This window comes from Mesorhizobium sp. M0119 (assembly GCF_040322615.1).
Lineage (GTDB): Bacteria > Pseudomonadota > Alphaproteobacteria > Rhizobiales > Rhizobiaceae > Mesorhizobium.
Genome location: NZ_JAMYTU010000015.1, coordinates 24333 through 46598 on the forward strand (window position 1 = coordinate 24333; position 22266 = coordinate 46598).

Below are 22266 nucleotides of genomic sequence, written 5' to 3' on the forward strand. Positions count from 1 at the left end.
CTCAGACTCCTTCGCCCGTCTTGACCTTGCGGATTTCCACTCCGGTTGCCGCCGTGCGGCCGACCTGGGCGGCGATCGACTGCCGCTTGACGCCCGGCTTGTGGCGCAGCGTCAGCACGATGGCGCCGATCATGGCGACCAGCAGCACCAGCCCCGCCACCTGGAAGTAATAGAGGTAATCCGTGTAGAGGATGTCGCCGAGCGCTGCCGTGTTCGAACGCGCGGCCAGGTCCGGAATGGGTTTTGCGACCGTCGCCGCCAGTTTCGGCGCGAATGTATAGCCGCCGAGCACGACGATCAGCTCCGCCGCCAGGATCAGCCCGACCAGCGCGCCGATCGGTGCATATTGCAGCGCGCCTTCCTTCATTTCGGCGAAGTCGACGTCGAGCATCATGACGACAAACAGGAACAGCACCATGACCGCGCCGACATAGACGACGAGCAGGATCATCGCCAGGAACTCGGCGCCGGTCAGCATGAACAGGCCGGCGGCGTTGAAGAAGGTCAGGATCAGGAACAGCACCGAATGCACGGGATTACGCGCCGAAACGACCATGAACGCCGACGCCACCGCGACAAAGGCGAAGAGGTAGAAAAAGGCCGCCTCTAGTCCACTCAGCATGGGGTTCCCCCGGGTTCCTGTCCGAACAGGACGTTCGTCCTGTTTTTTGCCACCGCCTCCGGTCGGCAAGTTGCGTGTTCCTTAAACGAGGCCCCTCGCCCCGTCCATGCGTCAAATATCAGCGGTAAGGCGCATCCAGCGAGATGTTGCGCGCCAGTTCGCGCTCCCAGCGGTCGCCATTGGCCAGAAGCCTGTCCTTGTCGTAATAAAGCTCCTCGCGCGTCTCCGTCGCGAATTCGAAATTCGGCCCCTCGACGATGGCGTCGACCGGGCAGGCTTCCTGGCAGAAGCCGCAATAAATGCATTTCACCATGTCGATGTCGTAGCGCACGGTACGCCGTGTGCCGTCATTGCGTCGCGGGCCGGCTTCGATGGTGATGGCCTGCGCCGGGCAGATCGCCTCGCACAATTTGCAGGCGATGCAGCGTTCCTCGCCGTTCGGATAGCGGCGTAGCGCATGTTCGCCGCGGAAGCGCGGGCTGACCGGTCCCTTCTCGTGCGGATAGTTGATCGTTTCCTTCGGCGCGAAGAACTGCCGCATCGACAGGAAGAAAGCGCTGACGAAATCCTGCAAAAGCAGCGACTTGGCGGCCTGGGAAAGCGCGCTCATTCAGCACCTCCAAAAATCTGTACTGCAGCGATTGCGCCGACAAATCCGAAAATGACAGGCATCTGGAACCGGTACATAAGTCTCGTGAGCGACGCCAATTTCTGCTTGTCCCAACCAACCACCGGAACTCGGTAGGTTGCCGACAACCTTTGGTCCTGTTGCCGCAAGACGTAAGGCAGGACGGCAAAATTGCCAAAGATCGCAACGAGCACGCCGGTAACCGCGCCCAAGAAACCAATGGTCAAATTGCCCATCACGCAAACCCCGTGATTTTGAGGAAGGCGGCGGTAGCGACCACCATGAACAGCGAGATCGGCAGGAAGACCTTCCAGCCGAGCCGCATCAATTGGTCGTAGCGATAGCGCGGCACGAACGCCTTCACCATCGAGAACATGAAGAACACCAGGCAGACCTTGAGCACGAACCAGATCAGCCCCGGCACCCAGGTGAACGGCGCGAAGTTGAAGGGCGGCAGCCAGCCGCCAAGGAACAGGATGGTGGCCAGCGCGCACATCAGGACGACGGCGACATATTCGCCGAGGAAGAACAACAGGAACGGCGTCGAGGAATATTCGACCATATGGCCGGCGACAAGTTCCGATTCGGCTTCCACGAGGTCGAAGGGCGGACGGTTGGTTTCGGCCAGCGCCGAGATGAAGAAGACGATGAACATCGGGAACAGCGACAGCCAATGCCAGTCGAGGAAGGTGTTGGGCAGGCCGAGCCGCGTGCCCAACCCGTCCTGTTGCGACAAGACGATGTCGGACAGGTTGAGCGAGCCGACGCAAAGCAGCACGGTGACGATGACGAAGCCGATCGAGACTTCGTAGGACACCATCTGCGCCGCCGAGCGCAGCGCGCCGAGGAACGGGTATTTCGAATTGGACGCCCAGCCGCCCATGATCACGCCATAGACCTCGAGCGAGGAGATGGCGAAGACATAGAGGATGCCGACATTGACGTTGGCGATGGCCCAGCCTTCATTGACCGGGATCACCGCCCAGGCAGAGATCGCAAGCACCGCCGACACCAAGGGCGCCAGCAGGAAAACGCCCTTGTTGGCGCCGGACGGGATCACCGGCTCCTTGAAGACGAATTTCAGCAGATCGGCGAAAGCCTGCAGCGTGCCCCACGGGCCGACGACGTTCGGTCCCCGGCGCAATTGCACCGCCGCCCAGATCTTGCGGTCGGCGTAAAGCACATAGGCGACGAAGATCAACAGAACGACGATCAGCACGACCGACTTCAAAAGGATCAGCAGCGCCGGCAGCACGTAGAAGGAGAAGAAGGTGTCCATGTCTACTCCGCCGCCTGCCTGAAGCCGTTCTTCGCCAAAGCCGAGCACTCGGCCATCACCGCGGAAGCCCGCGTGATCGGGTTGGTCAGGTAGAAATCCTTGACCGGCGAGGTGAAGGTGCCCTTGTTCAGCCGCCCGCCGAGCTTGGCCACCCTGGCGATGTCGGCCGGGTCGCCGGCCGCGACATGGTCGATGCGGGCAAGATGCGGGTATTCCGCATAGAGCTTTGCGCGCAATTGCGGCAGCGAATCGAACGGCAGCTTCTTGCCGAGCACATCCGACAGTGCCCGAAGGATCGCCCAGTCCTCGCGCGCCTCGCCGGGCGCAAAGCCGGCCCGGTTGGTCTGCTGCACACGGCCTTCGGTATTGACGAAGGTGCCCGACTTCTCGGTATAGGCGGCGCCCGGCAGGATGACGTTGGCACGATGCGCGCCCTTGTCGCCATGCGTGCCGATATAGACGACGAAAGCGCCGCCGGTCTTGGCCATATCGATCTCGTCGGCACCGAGCAGGAACAGCACGTCGGTCTCGCCGAGCATGCCGGCGACATTCCTGCCGCCCTCGCCCGGCACGAAGCCGACATCGAGGCCGCCGACCCGTGCCGCCGCGGTGTGCAGCACGGCAAAACCGTTCCAGTCGGCCCTTGCGGCATTGACGGCGACGGCGAGCTTCGCCACCTGGCCGAGCACGGCCGCGCCATCGGGACGCGCCAGCGCACCCTGGCCGACGATGATCAGTGGATGCGTCGCCTTCTTCAGCAGCTGGAAGAATTTGCCGTTACCGTCGGCGAGATCCTTCAGCGATTCCGGCCCGGCGCCGAGCTGCTCGTAGTCATAGCGCGTATCGCCGACATCGCCGATGACGCCGACCGGCAGATTGCCGGCCCGCCAGCGCTTGCGGATGCGGGCGTTGAGCAAGGACGCCTCGAAGCGCGGATTGGCGCCGATGATCAGCACCGCGTCGGCCTGTTCGATGCCTTCGATGGTCGGGTTGAACACATAGCTCGCCCGGCCGAGCGACGGATCGAGTGCGGCACCGTCCTGGCGGCAGTCGGTGTTCTTCGAGCCAAGCGAAGCCATCATAAGCTTCAGCGCGTAGATCTCTTCGACGGCCGCGAGATCGCCGGCGATGGCGCCGATCTTTTCGGGTGCGGCGTTCGACACCGCTTCCTTGATCGCGGCAAAAGCCTCGGCCCAGCTTGCCGGGGCCAGTCTGCCGTTTTTGCGAACATAGGGCCGGTCGAGGCGCTGCGTGCGCAAGCCGTCCCAGATGAAGCGGGTCTTGTCGGAAATCCATTCCTCGTTCACCGCCTCGTTGGTGCGCGGCAGGATGCGCATCACTTCGCGGCCCCGGCTGTCGACGCGGATCGCCGACCCGACGGCGTCCATCACGTCGATGGATTCCGTCTTGGTCAGTTCCCAAGGCCGCGCCTGGAAGGCGTAGGGTTTGGAGGTCAGCGCACCGACCGGGCAAAGGTCGATGACATTGCCCTGCAGTTCCGAAGTCATGGCGCTTTCGAGATAGGTGGTGATCTCGGCATCCTCGCCGCGGCCGATCAGGCCGAGTTCCGATATGCCGGCAATCTCGGTGGTGAAGCGGACGCAGCGCGTGCAATGGATGCAGCGGTTCATGATCGTCTTGACCAGCGGCCCGATATACTTGTCTTCGACGGCCCGCTTGTTCTCGTGGTAGCGCGAGGAATCAACGCCGAACGCCATCGCCTGGTCCTGCAGGTCGCACTCGCCGCCCTGGTCGCAGATCGGGCAATCCAGCGGATGGTTGATCAGCAGGAATTCCATCACGCCTTCGCGCGCCTTCTTGACCATCGGCGTGTTGGTGAAGATTTCCGGCGGCTCGCCGTTCGGGCCCGGGCGCAGGTCACGAACACCCATGGCGCAGGACGCCTGCGGCTTGGGCGGGCCGCCCTTCACCTCGATCAGGCACATGCGGCAATTGCCGGCGATCGACAACCGCTCATGGAAGCAGAAGCGCGGCACTTCGGCGCCGGCGTCCTCGGCCGCCTGCAGCAGCGTGTAGTGGTCGGGTACAGTGATCTCTTTCCCGTCGACCTTGAGCTTTGCCATTCGCCTTCAAACCCCTGCGGACGTTCCGCAATCTTTCTTTTTCGACGCGGCCGAAACCGCGTGCGGCATTGAATTCAGTGTTTGGCCTCGGCCAACCTCGCTGCCTGACCGATCCAGCCGTCCCGGCCGATACGGCCCTTCAACGACAGGTAATCCTCGACCCAGGCGATCTCTTCCGGCGTCCACGCGGCGATCTGGCCGTATGTCCAGATGCCAAGGCCGTTCAGCACCTTTTCCAGTTTTGGTCCGATGCCCGATATCGCCTTGAGGTCGGCGGGCTCGGCTGGCCGGTCCATCGGCTTGGGCTGCTTGAAATCTTCCGGCATCAGCCCGGCCGACGCATCCGCTGCAACGGTGCTCGCATTCGCCAAACTCTGCGCCGCAGTGCTCGTCGCAATGTCGGTCACGTCATTGGCGAAGGACTGTGCCTCGGCAATCAGGGTTTTGGCCGCCGCGCGCGCCTTGGTCGAGGAGCTTTTGCCGGTCGCGGAAACGCGTTCGGTCCGGGCCTCGAAATCGTCGCCGACCGGCTGCCAAAGCCGCTGCGAGGTCTCGGCCGCGCCTGAAAGCACGCCCATCCAGATGCCAAAAGCGTGGTTGGCAAGGCCGATGCCGAGTGCCGTCATCGCCGCCGCGCCCGCGACAGGATGCGCCAGGAGATTGACGGCATTGGCCATCTCCTTCGGCATCATCGTGGTCAGGTCCTGGTTCATCTTCAACAACGGGTCCATATCGGGCGTCAAATGATCGGGTATCGAAAACAGCGACATAGATGGTCTCCTGGTCGTTTCCGTCTGCCCCGCGCTCGTTTCCTCGTTTCGGGCATTCGCCCGCATTTTTGAATTCTTCTATTCCGCTGCCGCCAGCACCGGTTCGGCGCGGTGCGCGTTGCGCGAAAACTCGTCGATGCGCCGCTCCACCTCGCCGCGGAAATGCCGCATCAGGCCCTGGATCGGCCATGCCGCCGCATCGCCCAGCGCACAGATCGTGTGGCCCTCGACCTGCTTCGTCACATCGAGCAGCATGTCGATCTCGCGCTTCTGCGCCTCGCCGCGCACCAGCCGCTCCATCACCCGCCACATCCAGCCGGTGCCCTCACGGCAGGGCGTGCACTGGCCGCAGCTTTCGTGCTTGTAGAAATAGGACAGCCGCGCGATCGCTTTCACGATATCGGTCGATTTGTCCATGACGATGACAGCCGCCGTGCCGAGGCCCGATTTCAAGTCGCGCAGCGCGTCGAAATCCATCGGCGCGTCGATGATCTGTTCGGCCGGCACCAGCGGCACCGAGGCGCCGCCCGGAATGACCGCCAGCAGATTGTCCCAGCCGCCGCGAATGCCGCCGCAATGCGTCTCGATCAGCTCGCGGAACGGGATCGACATCGCCTCTTCGACGGTGCACGGATTGTTGACGTGGCCGGAGATGCAGAACAGCTTGGTGCCGACATTGTTCGGCCGGCCAAAGGACGAGAACCAGGCGGCACCGCGGCGCAGGATGGTCGGCGCGACCGCGATGGACTCGACATTGTTGACCGTCGTCGGGCAGCCATAGAGGCCGACATTGGCCGGAAATGGCGGCTTCAGCCGCGGCTGGCCCTTCTTGCCCTCGAGGCTTTCGAGCAGCGCCGTTTCCTCGCCGCAGATATAGGCGCCGGCGCCATGGTGCATGTAGATGTCGAAATCGTAGCCGGACGTGTTGTTCTTGCCGATCAGCTTGGCCGCATAGGCCTCGTCGATGGCACGTTGCAGCGCCTCGCGCTCGCGGATGAACTCGCCGCGTACATAGATGTAGGCGGCGACCGCGCCCATGGCGAAGCCGGCAAGCAGGCAGCCTTCGACCAGCGTGTGCGGGTCGTGGCGCAGTATGTCGCGGTCCTTGCAGGTGCCGGGCTCGGATTCGTCGGCATTGACGACGAGATAGCTCGGCCGGCCGTCGCTTTGCTTGGGCATGAACGACCATTTGAGCCCGGTCGGGAAACCGGCGCCGCCGCGGCCGCGCAGGCCGCTCGCCTTCATCTCGTTGACGATCCACTCGCGCCCCTTGGCAACGATGCCGGGCGTGTTGTCCCAGGCGCCGCGCGCCATGGCGCCGGCCAGCGACTTGTCAAAGCGGCCGTAGATGTTGTTGAAGATGCGGTCTCTGTCCTGAAGCATTGCTCGTTCCTCAGACCGGCTTCTTGCCGGTCGGCCGGCTCTTGTTTCCGGGCGACGGCTTGGTCGCCTTGGCGGCAGCCTTCGCCGGTTTGACCTTGGCCTCCGGCGCTTTGAAAGCAGACGCCGGCTCGGCCTTGTTCTTGGGGCCCTTGCGCTGTTTCGAGACGTCCTCGACCTGCGGCTCGGCCTTGTTGGCATTGGCGGCCGAATGCAGCGGCGCGGCAACGCTCGCCGCCGTTTCCGCCGGGGGCGCGACTTTTGTCACCGACGGCGATTTCAGCGCCGGGCTGGTCTCGACCGCATCGGTCTTCGGCTTGCTGGCATTCGAGGGCGCAACCGGCGCCGGCGCGGCAGGGGCGGCTGGCGGGGCCGGCGCCGTGGGTGCTGCGGCGACAGCCGCCGGGTCAGCTTCCTTCGCGGCCTTGGCCGCCGCCCTGGTTTCCCGGTCGCGGGTCGCCTTCAGGATCGCCTTTTCGCTCTTGAGGGTCGTCAGGCCGCTGGCCGGCTCTGAGGTGACGCGGCCGTTTTGCGGTCCCGGTTTCACGGTTGCGCCCTTGCCGGCGTCGTAGAGGTCGATGATCTCGGCGAGCCGCTCCGGCGTCAAATCCTCATAGGTGTCCTTGAATATCATCACCATCGGTGCGTTGACGCAGGCACCGAGGCACTCGACCTCCTCCCACGATAGCGTGCCCTTGTCGTTGGTGTGGAACTGGTCGTGATGGATCTTCGAGCGGCACACATCCATCAGCGCTTCCGAGCCGCGCAGCATGCAGGGCGTGGTGCCGCAGACCTGGATATGGGCGCGGGTGCCGACCGGATTGAGCTGGTATTGCGTATAGAAGGTGGCGACTTCCAGCCCGCGAATATAGGGCATGCCGAGCATGTCGGAGATCGTCTCGATCGCCGCCTTGGTCACCCAGCCTTCCTGCTCCTGCGCCAGCATGAGCAAGGGGATGATGGCGGATTGCTCGCGCCCCTTCGGATATTTCTTGATCCACTGCTTCGCCGCTGCCGCATTCGCCCGGTTGAAGGCGAAGGAGGCTGGCTGGAGGCTGGCTTCTGCGAGACGGCGGACTGACATTTAGTTTTGAACTCTGTTGTAGCAGTCGAAATAAAAGCGAGAGTCGGACCTGGCCAAGACGGCGGTACTCTCATCGTTTCCGATCTTTTCCCACGTAGTATCAACATAGTCGCGATATTCGCGGTACCGATCAGAGCAGTCCGCGCCAAGCGCCACCTTCCAACCCGGATACGCCGGATCGGAATTTAGATACCAACCGGAATCCAGATTCCAAAGCCTACCCGTCGTGGTTACCCTGCACATGACATTTGTCTTCACACCCTCAAGTCGGCAAGATGCCCAATAGCCTCGCGGCGAGCTACCCCAGGCGGCAACAACACCCATGCCGGCAATACCAGCAGCAAAGCCGGCAGCAATTTGCAGGGCGCTCTGCATCTTCACCGATCGACCTCACCAAACACGATGTCGAGGGAGCCGAGAACGGCGGTGACGTCGGCCAACATGTGGCCGCGGCACAAAAAGTCCATGGCTTGCAGATGCGCGAAGCCGGGCGCGCGCAGCTTGCAGCGATAGGGCTTGTTGGTGCCGTCGGAGACGAGATAGACGCCGAACTCGCCTTTCGGCGCCTCGACCGCCGCATAGACCTCGCCGGCCGGAACGCGGTAGCCTTCGGTGTAGAGCTTGAAGTGATGGATCAGCGCTTCCATCGAGCGCTTCATCGCCGCGCGCTTCGGCGGCACCACCTTGCCGTCGAGGTTAGACACCGGCCCGCTGCCCTCCTTGCCGAGCAACAGGTCGACGCACTGGCGCATGATTTTCGCCGACTGCCGCATCTCTTCCATGCGCACCAGATAACGGTCGAAACAGTCGCCGTTCTTGCCGATCGGAATGTCGAAATCCAGCTCGGCATAGCATTCGTAGGGCTGCGATTTGCGCAGATCCCACGGCGCACCCGAGCCGCGCACCATGACGCCGGAAAAGCCCCAGGCCCAGGCGTCCGCCAGGGAGACGGTGGCAATGTCGACATTGCGCTGCTTGAAGATGCGGTTGCCGGTCAAAAGCGCGTCGAGGTCGTCGACCGACTTCAGGAACGGGTCGATCCACTTGCCGATGTCCTCGATCAGCCTCTGCGGCAGGTCCTGGTGGACGCCGCCCGGCCGGAAATAGGCCGCGTGCATGCGCGAGCCCGAGGCGCGCTCGTAAAACACCATCAGCTTTTCGCGCTCGACAAAGCCCCACAGCGGCGGCGTCAGCGCGCCGACATCCATCGCCTGCGTCGTCACATTGAGGATGTGCGACATGATGCGGCCGATCTCGGAGTAGAGAACTCGAATAAGCTGTCCGCGCTTCGGCACCTCGATACCGAGCAGCCGCTCCGCGGCAAGCGCGAAGGCATGTTCCTGGTTCATCGGCGCGCAATAGTCGAGCCGGTCGAGATAGGGCACGGCCTGCAGATAGGTCTTGTGCTCGATCAGCTTTTCCGTGCCGCGATGCAACAGCCCGATATGCGGATCGACGCGATCGACGACTTCTCCGTCGAGCTCCAGCACGAGGCGCAAAACGCCGTGCGCGGCCGGATGCTGCGGGCCGAAATTGATGTTGAAGTTGCGGACGGAGGTTTCAGCCATTTACTGCTTTGCCTTCTCATCTCCCGGAAGCACGTAATCCGTACCTTCCCACGGAGACAGAAAATCGAAATTGCGGAATTCCTGTTTCAATTCCACCGGCTCGTAGATGACGCGCTTGGCCTCGTCGTCGTAGCGCACCTCGACGAAGCCGGTCAGCGGAAAATCCTTGCGCAGCGGATGGCCCTCGAAGCCGTAGTCGGTCAGGATCCGCCGCAGATCCGGATGGCCTGAAAACAGCACGCCATAGAGGTCGTAGGTCTCGCGCTCGAACCAGTCCGCGCCGGGATATATGCCGGTGATCGACGGCACCAGCGTCTCTTCGTCGGCCTGGACCTTGATGCGGATGCGGATATTCTGCCTCGGCGACAGCAAATGATAGACAACGTCGAAGCGCTTTGCCCGCGACGGATAATCGGCGCCGCAGACGTCGATGATCGAGATGAACTGGCATTTCGGGTCGTCGCGCAGGAAGGTCACCACCTCGATCAGGTCGCGCGGCTCGACCGAGATGGTGAGTTCACCATAGGCGAGCACCGCCTCGCCGATCCGGCCGGTCAGCTTCTCGCCGAGATAGGTCGAGAGGTCATTCAACGCCTGGGTCATGACGCTCACCGCTCGATGGTGCCGGTGCGGCGGATCTTCTTCTGCAGGAGAAGGATGCCGTAGAGCAGCGCTTCGGCGCTCGGCGGGCAGCCGGGCACGTAGATGTCGACCGGCACGATGCGGTCGCAGCCGCGCACCACCGAATAGGAATAATGATAATAGCCGCCGCCATTGGCGCAGGAGCCCATCGAGATGACGTAGCGCGGCTCGGGCATCTGGTCGTAGACCTTGCGCAGCGCCGGGGCCATCTTGTTGGTCAGCGTGCCGGCAACGATCATGATGTCGGACTGGCGCGGAGACGCGCGCGGCGCGACACCGAAACGCTCGCTGTCATAGCGCGGCATCGAGGTATGGATCATCTCAACGGCGCAGCAGGCGAGACCGAAGGTCATGAACATCAGCGAGCCGCTGCGCGCCCAGGTGATCAGCGCCTCGGTCGAGGTGACGAGAAAGCCCTTGTCGGCGAGCTCGTTGTTGATCTCCAGGAAGAATGGATCGTCGGACCCGACCGGCCTGCCGGTGTTGGGGTCGATGAGACCCTTGGGCTTCGGCGCGACGAGCGTGCCGGAATTGTCGCTCAATCCCATTCCAGCGCTCCTTTCTTCCATTCATAGGCAAAGCCGATGGTCAGCACCGCCAAAAACACCATCATCGACCAGAAACCGAGCATGCCGATCTGGCTGAACGACACTGCCCACGGAAACAGGAAGGCCACCTCCAGATCGAAGATGATGAACAGGATCGACACCAGGTAGAAGCGGATATCGAACTTCATGCGGGCGTCGTCGAACGAGTTGAAGCCGCACTCATAGGCGGAAAGCTTTTCCGGATCGGGGTTGCGGTAGGCCACCAGGAACGGTGCGGCGAGCAGCGCCAGCCCAACGATCAGCGCCACGCCAATGAACAGGACGATGGGCAGGTACGAACCTAAAAGTGCGTTCATGCTGCAGTTTCCGTTGGCGGCCAATCCACTCTGATTACAGCACCGGACCCACTTGCGGAAGCGTGACAGTTTAACCACTGAACCGTCTTAAGGGGGCTCTATGCTGCAACGCGGCGAGGGTTAGCGCAGCGCTTTCGGCGAAGCAAGTCAAACCTTGTTCAAATCGCGGTGCTGGACGGCATATCCGGGAAAACTGGTCCGATCCGCTCCTGTTTGATTTCCTTCACTTTTCACTCCACTTTTCTCTCCTGACATGGATGCCGCCAAAACCCTGCTAGCATGGCGCGGAATCGCAAGTCATTTTCTCTGTCTCACGTCATCAGGATACCGCCTTGATGAAGGAAAAAATCTCGCTTCGCATGGCCCGTCGCATTGCGCTGGCGGCACAGGGATTCAATGACCCGCGCCCCAGCGGCACGCCCGACCGCCGGCATCTGGCCAGAGTGCTTGCCCGTACCGGCCTCCTGCAGATCGATTCTGTCAGCGCCGTGGTGCGCGCCCATTATATGCCGCTCTATTCTCGACTTGGCCCCTACAAGCTGGCGCTGCTCGACGCCGCCGCCGTAACGCGGAAGCGCATGGTCTTCGAATATTGGGCGCACGAAGCCTCCTTCCTGCCGGTTGAAACCTATCCGCTGATGCGCTGGCGCATGCAGCGGGCCGAGCGCGGCGACGAAATGTACAGCGGACTGGCCAAATGGGGCCGCGAGCACGCCGCCTATATCGAAGACATCTATCGCGAGGTCGCCAAACGAGGCCCGATCGCGGCGTCGGCTTTCGAAGGCCAGAAGGGTTCGGGCGGCTGGTGGGGCTGGAGCCATGCCAAGCACGCCTTCGAATGGCTGTTCTGGGCCGGCCTTATCACCACGGCGCATCGCCGCGGCTTCGAACGGTTCTACGATCTGCCGGAGCGCGTACTGCCGCCAACGATACTAAGTCTGCCAACGCCCGCTCCCGAGGACGCTCACCGCGAATTGCTGCGCATCTCCGCCCGCGCCCATGGCGTTGCGACGGCAGGCGACCTGCGCGACTATTTCCGCCTCTCGCCCGCCGATATCAAGGGCCGCATCGAGGAGCTGGTCGAGGCTGGCGAGCTGTTGCCGGTGAGCGTCGAAGGCTGGAGCAAAACAGCCTATCTCCACAAGAACGCCCGTTTGCCGCGCAGGATCGAGGGGCGCGCCTTGCTCGCGCCGTTCGATCCCGTCGTCTTCGAGCGGTCGCGCACCGAGCGGTTGTTCGACTTCCACTACCGCATCGAGATCTACACGCCGGCCGAAAAGCGCCGGTATGGCTATTATGTGCTGCCGTTCCTGCTCGGCGACAGCATCGTCGGGCGCGTCGACCTCAGGGCCGACCGTCCGGCCGGCGTATTGCGCGTCCATGCCGCCTATGCGGAGCCCGGTGCCCCGCCACAAACCGCTGCCGAACTCTTCGAGGAATTGAAGCTGATGCAGGGTTGGCTCGGGCTTGAGCGCATCGAGGTGACAGCTGCCGGCGACCTTGGCCAGCCGCTCGCAGATATCGCCGCGTCATAGACGTGCGTTGACACGACTGCCTTCACAAGCCTAAATCCGTTCCAGACGGTCCCCTGCCCGCAACGGCAAGGGCCAAGAGGGAATGCGGTGCGAAATCTCGATTTCAAATCCGCGGCTGTCCCCGCAACTGTAAGCGACGAGCCTCGGCCGAAAACCACTGGGATATTCCCGGGAAGGCGGCACCCAGGCGATGACCCGCGAGCCAGGAGACCTGCCGTCTAGGACATAAGAATCCGATCGCCTGGCGGGTTTTCCGGGCAAGGAGCCTGATTTGGAACGCGACAGCAGTTTTTCGGCTGAGACAGCGGATTTATTGTCCGGCCATGGTGATTCCCCGGCCGGCATTACCGTCATCGTCTGCTCGTCCTGCCGTGACGAGACCGGTTCGGACGCTCATCCCCGCGCCGGCGAACTGCTCGCCGAGGACACGCGCCGCGCCGCTTCCAGCGAAAACATTAAAATCCGCACCGTCGAATGCCTCGGCAATTGCAAGCGCCGGCTCAGCGCCGCCATACTGCGCGACGGCTGCTGGAGTTACGTCTTCGGCGACCTGACTGCGACCAGCGGCGCCGATCTCGTGACCGGCGCAAAGCTGTTCGCCACCTCGACGGATGGGCTCATTCCATGGCGCGGCCGTCCCGATTGCCTGAAGCGCGGCCTGGTTGCCCGCATCCCTCCCCTTGACCTTTTGAAGGACTCGATATGACCGCTGCCTCCCTTTCGCGCGTTCCCTGCACCGTCGTCACCGGTTTTCTCGGCGCCGGCAAGACGACGCTGATCCGCCATTTGCTCGAAAACGCCAAAGGCAAGCGGCTGGCCATCATCGTCAACGAGTTCGGCGACATCGGCATCGACGGCGAGATCCTGAAGGGCTGCGGCATCGACACCTGCCCCGAGGAAAACATCGTCGAACTGGCCAATGGCTGCATCTGCTGCACCGTGGCCGACGATTTCGTCCCGGCGCTCGACCAGATCCTGTCGCTGACGCCGAGGGTCGACCATATCCTGATCGAGACGTCCGGGCTGGCCCTGCCCAAGCCGCTGGTCCAGGCCTTCCAGTGGCCATCGGTGAAAAGCCGCGTGACGGTCGACGGCGTCATTGCAGTGGTCGACGGACCGGCGCTGGCTGATGGCCGCGTCGCCAACGACATGGACGCCCTGCAGGCGCAGCGCGCGCAGGACGAGACGCTCGAACACGACGATCCGGTCGAGGAAGTATTCGAGGACCAGCTCGCTTGCGCCGACCTGATCATCCTGTCGAAGAGCGACCTGATGGACGCAGCCGGCTCGGCCCGCGCCAATGCCGTCATCGGCAAGCACGTTGCGCGGGCGGTGAAGATCGTGCCGACTTCGCAAGGCAAGGTCGACCCGTCGGTACTGCTCGGCCTCGGCCTCGCCGTCGAGGACGACATCGAGAACCGCAAGACCCATCACGACGACGAGCTCGACCACGAACATGACGATTTTGACTCGTTCGTCATCGACATCGCGTCGGTGTCCAACCCGGACGAGCTCGCACAACGCGTCGCCACGGCGGCGGAGGAGGAAAACGTGTTGCGCGTCAAGGGCTTCGTCGAAGTCGGCGGCAAGCCGATGCGGCTCCTGCTGCAGGCCGTCGGTCCGCGCGTCAATCACTATTACGACCGCGCCTGGACCGCTGAAGACGATCGCCGCTCGCGCCTTGTCGTCATCGGCCTGAAAGGGCTGAACCGGCCGGCGATCGAGCGCATCCTCGCCGGCTGACCCCAGGTACGAGCCGCGATGCATATCCTCACCACCACATCCGCCTCGCTCGACGATCTCGCCGAGCCTGTCGATCTCAGGCAAACGCCTGCGGATGTCGTGGCGCTGTCCTTCACCGACAGCGACCTGTCCGGGCTGGCGACGGCGTGGAAGGCAGATGCGGACCGCCTGCCGTCGATGCGGCTCGCCGCCTTGCGCGACCTGCGCCATCCGATGTCCGTCGACCTGTGGATCGACAGCGTCGCCCGCCACGCCAAAGTTATCCTGGTCCGCATCCTCGGCGGCTATGACTGGTGGCGCTATGGCTGCGACCAGCTTGCCGTTGTCGCGCGAAATCGCGGTATCAAGCTGGCGCTGCTGCCGGGCGAGAGCCACGACGAGGATTTGCGGCTGATCGAAGGCTCGACGCTGCCGCGCCAAGAGCTTGACGCCTTGCTCGGCTATTTTCGCGAGGGCGGGCCGGCAAATTTGGCGGCGCTGGTGCAGAGATTGGCAAGTCTCGCCGGATCGGGTACGGCGGTAGCCGAACCGGTCAGCGTGCCAAAGGCGGGATTTTACGAGCCGGGACGCGGTGTCGTCCCCCTTCCCCTTGAGGGGAGGGTCCGGCCGCAGGCCGGGGGTGGGGTCCTCTCTGAAGCGCGCCGACAGAAAAAAACGTCGAGCACTGCCGCGACGACCCCACCCGGCCCTTCGGGCCACCCTCCCCTCGAGGGGGAGGGAGACGTCGTGCCAATCCTGTTCTACCGCTCGATGCTGCTCGCCGCCGACGTGGCGCCCATCGATGCGCTTTTCGAAGCCCTGCGCCACCGCGGCATCGCCCCCGTTCCTATCTTCGTCGCCAGCCTCAAGGACCCGGCATCGCTCGCCTTTGTCGAAACCGCGCTCGCAACCCTGAAGCCTGCCGCCATCATCACCGCCACAGCTTTCGCCTCGGGTGCCGAGCCTGGCGTCGAAACCCTGTTCGACCGCGCCGGCGTGCCGGTGTTCCAGGTCATCGTCGCAACCACCCGCCGCGACATCTGGCAAACCAATCAGCGCGGCCTGGCGCCCGCCGACCTGGCCATGCATGTCGTCTTGCCCGAGCTCGACGGCCGCATCCTGGCCGGCGCCATTTCCTTCAAGGGCGAAAGCGAAACCGATCCCGCATTGGCCTTCCGCGCCTTCGCCAACCGGCCAGAGCCCGACCGCGTCGCGCAGGTGGCGAACCGTGTCGAAGCCTTCGTTCGCCTGCAGCGGACGCCGCGTGCGGAGCGCAAGCTCGCCATCCTGATCCCCGACTATCCGAGCGCCCCCGGCCGCACCGGCTATGCCGTTGGCCTCGACGTGCCGTCCAGTGTGCTGGCGATGCTGCATGACCTCAGCGAACAGGGCTACGCCGTTGAAGGGATTCCGCAAACGCCGCGCGAGTTGCTGGAGAGGTTAGAGCGCGGAGACGACGGGTTGGCCTTGCACGATTACATCGCATTTTCGGCAGAACTGTCGACGGCAGCAATTGCTGCGGTGGAGGCGGCATGGGGTAAGGCGGATGATGAGACAGGTTCGCGCGAGGCACTCCTCTCTGTCCTGCCGGACATCTCCCCCTCAAGGGGGGAGATTGCGCTGTTGTCTCCGCTTTCGCCAATTACCGAGGGCGTTAAGGGAGAGCCGGCAGCGGAACTGCCAATCTCCCCCTCTGAGGGGGAGATGTCCGGCAGGACAGAGGGGGGTGTTCAAGCGCCTGCCGCCGCAAAATTCCCCTTCCGCGCAGCCACCTTCGGCAACGTCACCGTGGCACTCGCACCTGACCGCGGGCGCTCAGCCGACCGCCGCGCCGACTATCACGACCCGACGCTACCGCCGCGCCATGCGCTGATCGCCTTTGGCCTCTGGCTGCGCAAGTCGCTCGGCATCCATGCAATTGTCCATGTCGGCGCCCACGGCACGCTGGAATGGCTGCCCGGCAAGACCGTCGCGCTCAGCGAAAACTGCTTTCCCGAAATCGTCACCGGCGCCCTGCCCGTCATTTATCCGTTCATCGTCTCCAACCCCGGCGAGGCAGCGCAGGCCAAGCGGCGCATTGCCGCCGTCACCCTTGGCCATCTGCCGCCGCCGCTGACCGGCGCCGGGCTTGACGAAAACCAGCATAGGCTTGAACGACTGGTCGACGAATATGCCCAGGCCGACGGGCTCGACCGCCGCCGCCGCGACCGCCTGGCGAGACTGATCGTCGAAACCGCGCAAAAAACTGGCCTCGCCTCGGACGCCGGGGTTGCCCAAACCGACGCTCCCGACGAAGCGCTGCGCCGCATCGACGCCTGGCTCTGCGATCTCAAGGATTTCGCCATCAAGGACGGCCTGCATATCTACGGTCGCTCGCCGGAAGGCGAGGCTGATCCGGTACGGCGGCAAAGTGCGGCAGCCGAGAAAGTAGCACTCATCGCGGCCCTCGACGGCCGGCATGTCGCTGCCGGTCCGGCCGGTGCACCGGCACGGGGTCGGCGCGATGTGCTGCCGACCGGCCGCAATCTGTTCACCGCCGACCCGCGCACCATGCCGACGCCGACATCCTTCGATCTCGGCAGGGCGGCCGCCGACGAGGTCTTGCGCAGCTACATGCAATCGCATGGCGACTGGCCGCGCTCGCTGGTCATCGACCTCTGGGGCTCGGCCTCGCTGCGCACCGGCGGCGAGGAGATCGCGCAAGGCCTGGCGCTGATGGGCTGCCGGCCGCAATGGGATTCCGCCACCGGCCGCATCACCGGCATCGAGGTGCTGCCGCCGGCAACGCTCGGCCGCCCGCGCGTCGACGTCACCTGGCGCATATCAGGCCTGTTCCGCGACATGTTCCCGACCCAGATCGCGCTGATCGATGCCGCGGCCAACGCGGTGGCGACCCGCGACGAGGACGATTCGGAAAACCCGCTGGCGGCCAGGACGCGTGCAGACGGGAAGATCAGCCCGCGCATATTCGGTACCTCGCCCGGCACTTACGGCGCCGGTGTCGAGGATTTGTTGTCGAGCGGCGACTGGGCCGTGCGCGAAGAGATCGGCCGCGCCTATCTCGCCGCCACCTCGCACGCCTATGGCGGCTCCGAGGGCGAAGGCATTTCGGCGCCCGGCGCTTTTGAGGGCCGCATCGCTGAGGCCGACCTTCTGGTTCATACCGGCGACGACCCCGGCCGCGACATCCTCGAAGGCTCGGCCGACGTCGCCTTTATCGGCGGCTTTTCGGCAGCGCTTGCCGCGCTCGGCAAAAACGCCGACGTGATCGTGCTCGACACCACGGACCCGCAAAAGCCGAAGCCGCGCTCGGTTGGCGAGGCCGTATCCCGGGTCGTGCGGGCGCGCGCCGTCAATCCGCGCTTCATTGCCGGCCAGATGCGCCACGGGCCGCGCGGCGCCTCGGAATTCGCCGAGACGGTCGACCGGCTGGTCGGCTTTGCCGAGACTACCCATGCCATATCAGGCACGCTGATCGAGGCCGTGCACGACGCCTATCTCGTCGACCCCGTGGTCCGCGCCTTCATCCTGCGCGAAAACCCTTCAGCCGCAAAAGTCATCGCCGAGCGTTTTCTCTCGGCCCGGCGGCGCGGTCTCTGGCATCCGCTGCGCAATTCGATCGATGACGATCTCGCCGCACTGATTGCCGAAGCGCAAGCGCTGGGGGTGGCGGCATGAACGCTTTTTCGCGCCGTGGCGCCTGCCCCGCTTTATCGGCACCGATGCAAACCGGCGACGGGCTGCTGGTGCGGCTCAATCCGGTCGCTGGAGGACTGTTGCCGAAGTCGTTGATCGGACTCTGCGAATCCGCCTTGCGCCATGGCAACGGCATCATGGAAGTGACCGCCCGCGGCAGCTTGCAGATCCGTGGCCTGACGCCGGCAAGCGCCCGGCTGCTGGCAATGGAGGTCGACGCGCTGGGTATTGCGGTGCGCATTGGCGTGCCGGTCGAGACCGGCCCGCTGGCCGGGCTCGACCCGGAGGAAATCGCCGACCCGCGCCCGATGGCGGAGCGGATTCGGGCGGCGATCGAGGAAGCAGGCCTTCCGCCGCGCCTTGGCCCGAAGGTTTCGGTGATTATTGATGGTGGCGGACGGCTGCCCATGGATGCGGTTACGGCCGATGTCAGGCTGGCTGCGATGCGGACCGGTGCGCGAACGCAGTGGCAGGTGGCTGTCGCCGGCGACGGTCAGACTGCGATGCTACTCGCTATGGCCGAGGAAGATGCGGCCCGTGACATCGCCGTCGCCATTCTCAGGATGATTGCCGAAAAGGGCCGCGATGCTCATGCACGGGATTTGACAGAGAGACAGCTGAGATCTCTGGCAAGCTGGCGCGTTTTACCCCCCTCTGTCCTGCCGGACATCTCCCCCTCAAGGGGGGAGATCGGCGGTTTCGTCGTTGGCTCTTCCTCCGCAGCGTCGGAGATTGCCGAAAATAGAGATCAGAGCGCAATCTCCCCCCTTGAGGGGGAGATGTCCGGCAGGACAGAGGGGGGCGCGACGGATCGCCAGCCAATCGGAGTTTTTAACCTAGCCACCACCGGAACCGCCCTCGGCATCGGCCTCCCCTTCGGCAGCACGCCAGCGCAAAAGCTCATCGACCTGACGCAAGAGGCCCTCACCCTCGGCGCCGCCGAAATCCGCCTGGCGCCGGGTCGCGCGCTGCTTTTTCTCGGCCTCTCCCAAGCCGCATGTCTTTCATTCCAGAAAACCGCCGCAACCGTCGGCTTCGTCACCGACGCAGCCGATCCGCGCACCAGGATCGCCGCCTGCCCCGGCGCACCCGCCTGCGCCTCCGGCTGGATCGCCACCCGCGACATCGCCGAGATCATCGCTACAGAAAACCGCGACATCCTCGATTCCTCGCTGACGCTGCACATCTCCGGCTGCGCCAAGGGCTGCGCCCGTCCCGGCCCGGCGGCGCTGACCCTGGTCGGCGGCGAAAACGGAGCCGGACTTGTCGTGGACGGGACGGCAAAGGCATTGCCCGCCGGATACAGGCCGGGCTACGACGCTGCGCACGGCATTGGCCGCATTGCAGCGGCGATCCGCAGCGCACGACATCCCGGCGAAACTGCTGCCGCTTGCCTGGCAAGGCTCGGCGCGGCCGGCATCACCGAAATCTACCGACAGGAATGAGCATGCCCGCCCAGAACGCCTACGACTACATCCATGATGGCACGGCGATCTACGTGCGCTCCTTCGCCATTATCCGCGCCGAGGCCGACCTGTCGCGCTTTTCCGAAGCCGAGGCCGACGTCGCTATCCGCATGATCCACGCCTGCGGCCAGGTCGAAGCTGCGCGGCACTTCGTTTTCTCGAGCGATTTCGTCGCCGCTGCGCGCACGGCGTTAGGGGCCGGCGCGCCGATCTTCTGCGACGCGCAGATGGTCTCGCATGGCGTCACGCGCGCCCGGCTTCCGGCCAGCAACGACGTAATCTGTACGCTGCGCGATCCGCGGACTGCCGACATCGCGAAAAAGATCGGCAACACCCGCTCGGCCGCGGCGATCGACCTGTGGGGCGAGCGAATGGCCGGTTCGATCGTCGCCATCGGCAATGCGCCGACAGCCCTTTTCTATCTGCTGGAAAAGCTGCGCGACGGCGCGCCAAAGCCGGCGGCGATCATCGGCATGCCGGTTGGGTTTGTCGGTGCCGCCGAATCGAAGGATGCGCTGTCCGAAAATTCCGACGGCGTGCCCTACGCCATCGTGCGCGGCCGGCTGGGCGGCAGCGCCATGACCGCCGCCGCACTCAACGCTTTGGCGAGGCCGGGCCTATGAATGCGATCGCAAAAGGTCTGCTGGTCGGCGTCGGCACCGGTCCTGGCGACCCGGAACTTTTGACGCTGAAGGCAGTGCGTGCGCTGGCCGAGGCCGATGTCGTTGCGCATTTCGCCAAGCGCGGCAACAACAGCAATGCGCGCGCCATCGTCGGGGCGCATTTTCGTCCTGATTTGATTGAGTTGCCGCTGCTCTATCCGGTGACGACCGAAATCGACAAGGACCACAGCGATTACCGGTCACAGATATCGGATTTCTACGAAGAGTCGGCCGAAAAAGTAGCCGAGCACCTCAGCGCCGGCAGGATGGTTGCGGTGCTCTCGGAAGGCGACCCGCTCTTCTACGGCTCCTACATGCATCTTCATGTCCGGCTGGCGCACCGCTTTCCGACCGAGGTCATTCCCGGCGTCACCGCCATGTCCGGCTGCTGGTCGGCGACCGGCCTGCCGATCGTCCAGGGCGACGATGTGCTGACAGTGCTGCCGGGCACGATGAGTGAATTCGAGCTGACGCGTCGCCTCGCCGATACCGACGCTGCGGTGATCATGAAGGTCGGACGCAACCTGCCCAAGATCAGGCGTGCGCTGGAGGCAACCGACAAGCTGGCGCGGGCAATCTATGTCGAGCGCGGCACCATGCCGGGCGGCGTCTCGATGCGGCTTGCCGACAAAAACGACGACCAGGCGCCCTATTTCGCCATCGTGCTGGTGGCCGGCTGGTCGGGCCGGCCAAATGCATTGAGAGCCGAAGCATGAGCGGCCGCCTGACCGTCATCGGCCTGGGGCCAGGCAACGCCGACCAGGTGACGCCGGAAGCCAGCCGCGCCGTTGCCGAGGCGAAATTCTTCTACGGCTACAAGCCTTATCTTGACCGGCTTGATCTGCGTCCCGACCAGATTCGCGTCGCTTCCGACAATCGCGAGGAACTCGCGCGCTCCAGGGACGCGCTGCTGAAGGCTGCGGAAGGCCACGATGTCGCCGTCGTGTCGGGCGGCGATCCCGGCGTCTTCGCCATGGCGGCGGCCGTCTGCGAGGCGATCGAGGCGGGGCCTGTCGAATGGCGCGCGGTCGACATCGCTATCGTGCCGGGCATCACCGCCATGCTTGCGGTCGCCGCCCGCATCGGCGCGCCGCTCGGCCATGATTTCTGCGCTATCTCGCTATCCGACAATCTGAAGCCGTGGGACCTGATCGAGCTGCGGCTCCTGGCGGCAGCCGGCGCCGGCTTCGTCATCGCGCTCTACAATCCGATCAGCAAGGCGCGCCCCTGGCAGCTTGGCCGCGCCTTCGAATGCCTGACGGCGATCCTACCCGGCACCACGCCGGTGATCTTTGGCCGCGCCGCCGGCCGTCCGGACGAGCGCATCGAGGTTTTTCTGCTGGCGGACGCCGATGCCGAGAAGGCCGACATGGCGACCTGCATCATCATCGGCTCGCCGGAAACCAGGATCATCAAGCGGGGTGACAAGGCCGCGCTGGTCTACACGCCGCGTTCGGCAGCGGGCCCAACAACATGACCGACCAGAAAATGATCGACCATCGCGGCAAGAGATTCGATGGTCTCGGCCGACATAACGTCCGGCAACGCCGGCCTGCGGATCATGACCACCTTGATTCCCAGCGCTCGCGCCGCCGCGACCTTGCCGTAGGTCGCCTCGCCGCCGCTGTTTTTGGAAACAACGACATCGATGCCACGGCTTTCGAGCAGCGCGCGCTCATCGACCTCATGAAACGGCCCGCGCGCCAAGAGATAGGTCGCGTCGGGCACAGCGAGCCTGGGCTCGACCGGGTCGACACTGCGGATGAGATAATGATGCTGGGGAGCGGCCTCGAAGGCAGCGACCTCCTGCCGCCCGAGCGCCAGGAACACGCGGCGCGGCACCGATCCCAGAGCCGTCACCGCGCTGGCAACACTATCGACCAACATCCAGTGGTCACCTTCGGCTGGATCCCAGCCCGGACGCCTGAGCGCAACGATAGGCACGCCGGTCATGCGCGCCGCTTCCGCGGCATTGGCGGAGATTTGTGCCGCATAGGGATGCGTGGCGTCGATCAGCAGGTCGATCGGGTCCTGGCGGAGATACGCCGCCAGCCCGCCGGCACCGCCGAAGCCGCCGACCCGCACCGGTACCCCCTGCGCGACCGGATTTTGGGTGCGGCCGGCCAGCGACAGCATGACCGAAATATCCGCGCGCGCGGCCAGCTTTCCGGCCAGTTGCCGGGCTTCGGTGGTTCCGCCGAGGATCAGAATGCGGTGGGTCATC

General features: G+C 64.4%; 22 protein-coding genes and 1 riboswitch. Of the genes, 8 read left to right on the forward strand and 14 right to left on the reverse strand.

Annotated features, from left to right (window positions below; genetic code table 11):
- Nucleotide 1: 1 nt before the first annotated feature.
- From NKJ40_RS16170 to NKJ40_RS16230, 13 genes are all read right to left on the reverse strand, one after another.
- A complete protein-coding gene (locus tag NKJ40_RS16170; RefSeq protein WP_352466864.1) occupies nt 2–622 on the reverse strand; it encodes an NADH-quinone oxidoreductase subunit J in 621 nt (206 codons plus the stop codon).
- A 118-nt stretch (nt 623–740) separates the two neighbouring features.
- Nucleotides 741–1232 carry an NADH-quinone oxidoreductase subunit NuoI gene (nuoI, locus tag NKJ40_RS16175; RefSeq protein ID WP_023676622.1) on the reverse strand — a complete coding sequence of 164 codons (492 nt, stop codon included), beginning with the start codon at nt 1230–1232 and terminating at the stop codon, nt 741–743.
- Nucleotides 1229–1486, reverse strand: coding sequence for a hypothetical protein (locus NKJ40_RS16180; protein WP_352466865.1), 258 nt, complete (start codon nt 1484–1486; stop codon nt 1229–1231). Before NKJ40_RS16180 ends, nuoI begins: the two co-directional genes overlap by 4 nt.
- On the reverse strand, nt 1486–2529 hold the full coding sequence (gene nuoH / locus NKJ40_RS16185; RefSeq protein ID WP_292663045.1) for an NADH-quinone oxidoreductase subunit NuoH: 1044 nt from the start codon (nt 2527–2529) through the stop codon (nt 1486–1488). The genes NKJ40_RS16180 and nuoH overlap by 1 nt, the downstream gene beginning before the upstream one ends.
- Nucleotides 2530–2531: 2 nt before the next feature.
- Nucleotides 2532–4613: an NADH-quinone oxidoreductase subunit NuoG gene (gene nuoG / locus NKJ40_RS16190; RefSeq protein WP_352466866.1), complete on the reverse strand. Its 2082-nt coding sequence runs from the start codon at nt 4611–4613 to the stop codon at nt 2532–2534.
- A 74-nt stretch (nt 4614–4687) separates the two neighbouring features.
- Nucleotides 4688–5383, reverse strand: a complete 696-nt coding sequence (locus NKJ40_RS16195) for a helix-hairpin-helix domain-containing protein (protein WP_352466867.1) — start codon at nt 5381–5383, stop codon at nt 4688–4690.
- 78 nt (nt 5384–5461) lie between these two features.
- The gene (nuoF, locus tag NKJ40_RS16200) at nt 5462–6766 is read right to left on the reverse strand and encodes an NADH-quinone oxidoreductase subunit NuoF (RefSeq protein WP_023676626.1); all 1305 of its coding nucleotides are present in this window, start codon (nt 6764–6766) and stop codon (nt 5462–5464) included.
- Between the two features lie 10 nt (nt 6767–6776).
- Nucleotides 6777–7847, reverse strand: a complete 1071-nt coding sequence (nuoE, locus tag NKJ40_RS16205) for an NADH-quinone oxidoreductase subunit NuoE (RefSeq protein ID WP_352466868.1) — start codon at nt 7845–7847, stop codon at nt 6777–6779.
- Nucleotides 7848–8228 carry a hypothetical protein gene (locus tag NKJ40_RS16210; protein ID WP_352466869.1) on the reverse strand — a complete coding sequence of 127 codons (381 nt, stop codon included), beginning with the start codon at nt 8226–8228 and terminating at the stop codon, nt 7848–7850.
- Nucleotides 8225–9415: an NADH-quinone oxidoreductase subunit D gene (locus NKJ40_RS16215; RefSeq protein WP_352466870.1), complete on the reverse strand. Its 1191-nt coding sequence runs from the start codon at nt 9413–9415 to the stop codon at nt 8225–8227. The genes NKJ40_RS16210 and NKJ40_RS16215 overlap by 4 nt, the downstream gene beginning before the upstream one ends.
- Nucleotides 9416–10018 (reverse strand): NADH-quinone oxidoreductase subunit C, encoded by a 603-nt coding sequence (locus NKJ40_RS16220; RefSeq protein ID WP_023720748.1) that lies wholly within the window; start codon nt 10016–10018, stop codon nt 9416–9418.
- A gap of 5 nt (nt 10019–10023) precedes the next feature.
- Nucleotides 10024–10605, reverse strand: coding sequence for a NuoB/complex I 20 kDa subunit family protein (locus NKJ40_RS16225; RefSeq protein ID WP_352466871.1), 582 nt, complete (start codon nt 10603–10605; stop codon nt 10024–10026).
- Nucleotides 10596–10961, reverse strand: a complete 366-nt coding sequence (locus NKJ40_RS16230) for an NADH-quinone oxidoreductase subunit A (RefSeq protein WP_023676631.1) — start codon at nt 10959–10961, stop codon at nt 10596–10598. Before NKJ40_RS16230 ends, NKJ40_RS16225 begins: the two co-directional genes overlap by 10 nt.
- A 335-nt stretch (nt 10962–11296) precedes the next feature.
- Here NKJ40_RS16230 and NKJ40_RS16235 point away from each other — a divergent pair, with 335 nt between their 5' ends.
- From NKJ40_RS16235 to NKJ40_RS16270, 8 genes are all read left to right on the forward strand, one after another.
- Complete coding sequence (locus NKJ40_RS16235; RefSeq protein ID WP_352466872.1) at nt 11297–12496, forward strand: winged helix-turn-helix domain-containing protein; 1200 nt, start codon at nt 11297–11299, stop codon at nt 12494–12496.
- A gap of 29 nt (nt 12497–12525) precedes the next feature.
- Nucleotides 12526–12729: riboswitch (cobalamin riboswitch) on the forward strand.
- Nucleotides 12730–12767: 38 nt separating this feature from the next.
- Nucleotides 12768–13202 carry a DUF1636 family protein gene (locus tag NKJ40_RS16240; protein WP_352466873.1) on the forward strand — a complete coding sequence of 145 codons (435 nt, stop codon included), beginning with the start codon at nt 12768–12770 and terminating at the stop codon, nt 13200–13202.
- Nucleotides 13199–14239, forward strand: a complete 1041-nt coding sequence (cobW, locus tag NKJ40_RS16245; RefSeq protein ID WP_352466874.1) for a cobalamin biosynthesis protein CobW — start codon at nt 13199–13201, stop codon at nt 14237–14239. The genes NKJ40_RS16240 and cobW overlap by 4 nt, the downstream gene beginning before the upstream one ends.
- Nucleotides 14240–14257: 18 nt before the next feature.
- The gene (gene cobN, locus NKJ40_RS16250) at nt 14258–17896 is read left to right on the forward strand and encodes a cobaltochelatase subunit CobN (protein WP_352466875.1); all 3639 of its coding nucleotides are present in this window, start codon (nt 14258–14260) and stop codon (nt 17894–17896) included.
- Nucleotides 17893–19359 (forward strand): precorrin-3B synthase, encoded by a 1467-nt coding sequence (gene cobG / locus NKJ40_RS16255; RefSeq protein WP_352466876.1) that lies wholly within the window; start codon nt 17893–17895, stop codon nt 19357–19359. The genes cobN and cobG overlap by 4 nt, the downstream gene beginning before the upstream one ends.
- Nucleotides 19356–20003, forward strand: coding sequence for a precorrin-8X methylmutase (locus NKJ40_RS16260; RefSeq protein ID WP_502903720.1), 648 nt, complete (start codon nt 19356–19358; stop codon nt 20001–20003). The genes cobG and NKJ40_RS16260 overlap by 4 nt, the downstream gene beginning before the upstream one ends.
- Nucleotides 20000–20758: a precorrin-2 C(20)-methyltransferase gene (locus tag NKJ40_RS16265; RefSeq protein ID WP_352466878.1), complete on the forward strand. Its 759-nt coding sequence runs from the start codon at nt 20000–20002 to the stop codon at nt 20756–20758. Before NKJ40_RS16260 ends, NKJ40_RS16265 begins: the two co-directional genes overlap by 4 nt.
- Entirely contained in the window at nt 20755–21519 is a 765-nt protein-coding gene (locus NKJ40_RS16270) for a precorrin-3B C(17)-methyltransferase (RefSeq protein ID WP_352466879.1), read from the forward strand. The genes NKJ40_RS16265 and NKJ40_RS16270 overlap by 4 nt, the downstream gene beginning before the upstream one ends.
- On the opposite strand, the gene NKJ40_RS16275 is transcribed toward NKJ40_RS16270, so the two are convergent.
- On the reverse strand, nt 21483–22265 hold the full coding sequence (locus NKJ40_RS16275) for a cobalt-precorrin-6A reductase (RefSeq protein ID WP_352466880.1): 783 nt from the start codon (nt 22263–22265) through the stop codon (nt 21483–21485). The two genes, NKJ40_RS16270 and NKJ40_RS16275, sit on opposite strands and share 37 nt — an antisense overlap.
- Between the last annotated feature and the right edge of the window lies 1 nt (nt 22266).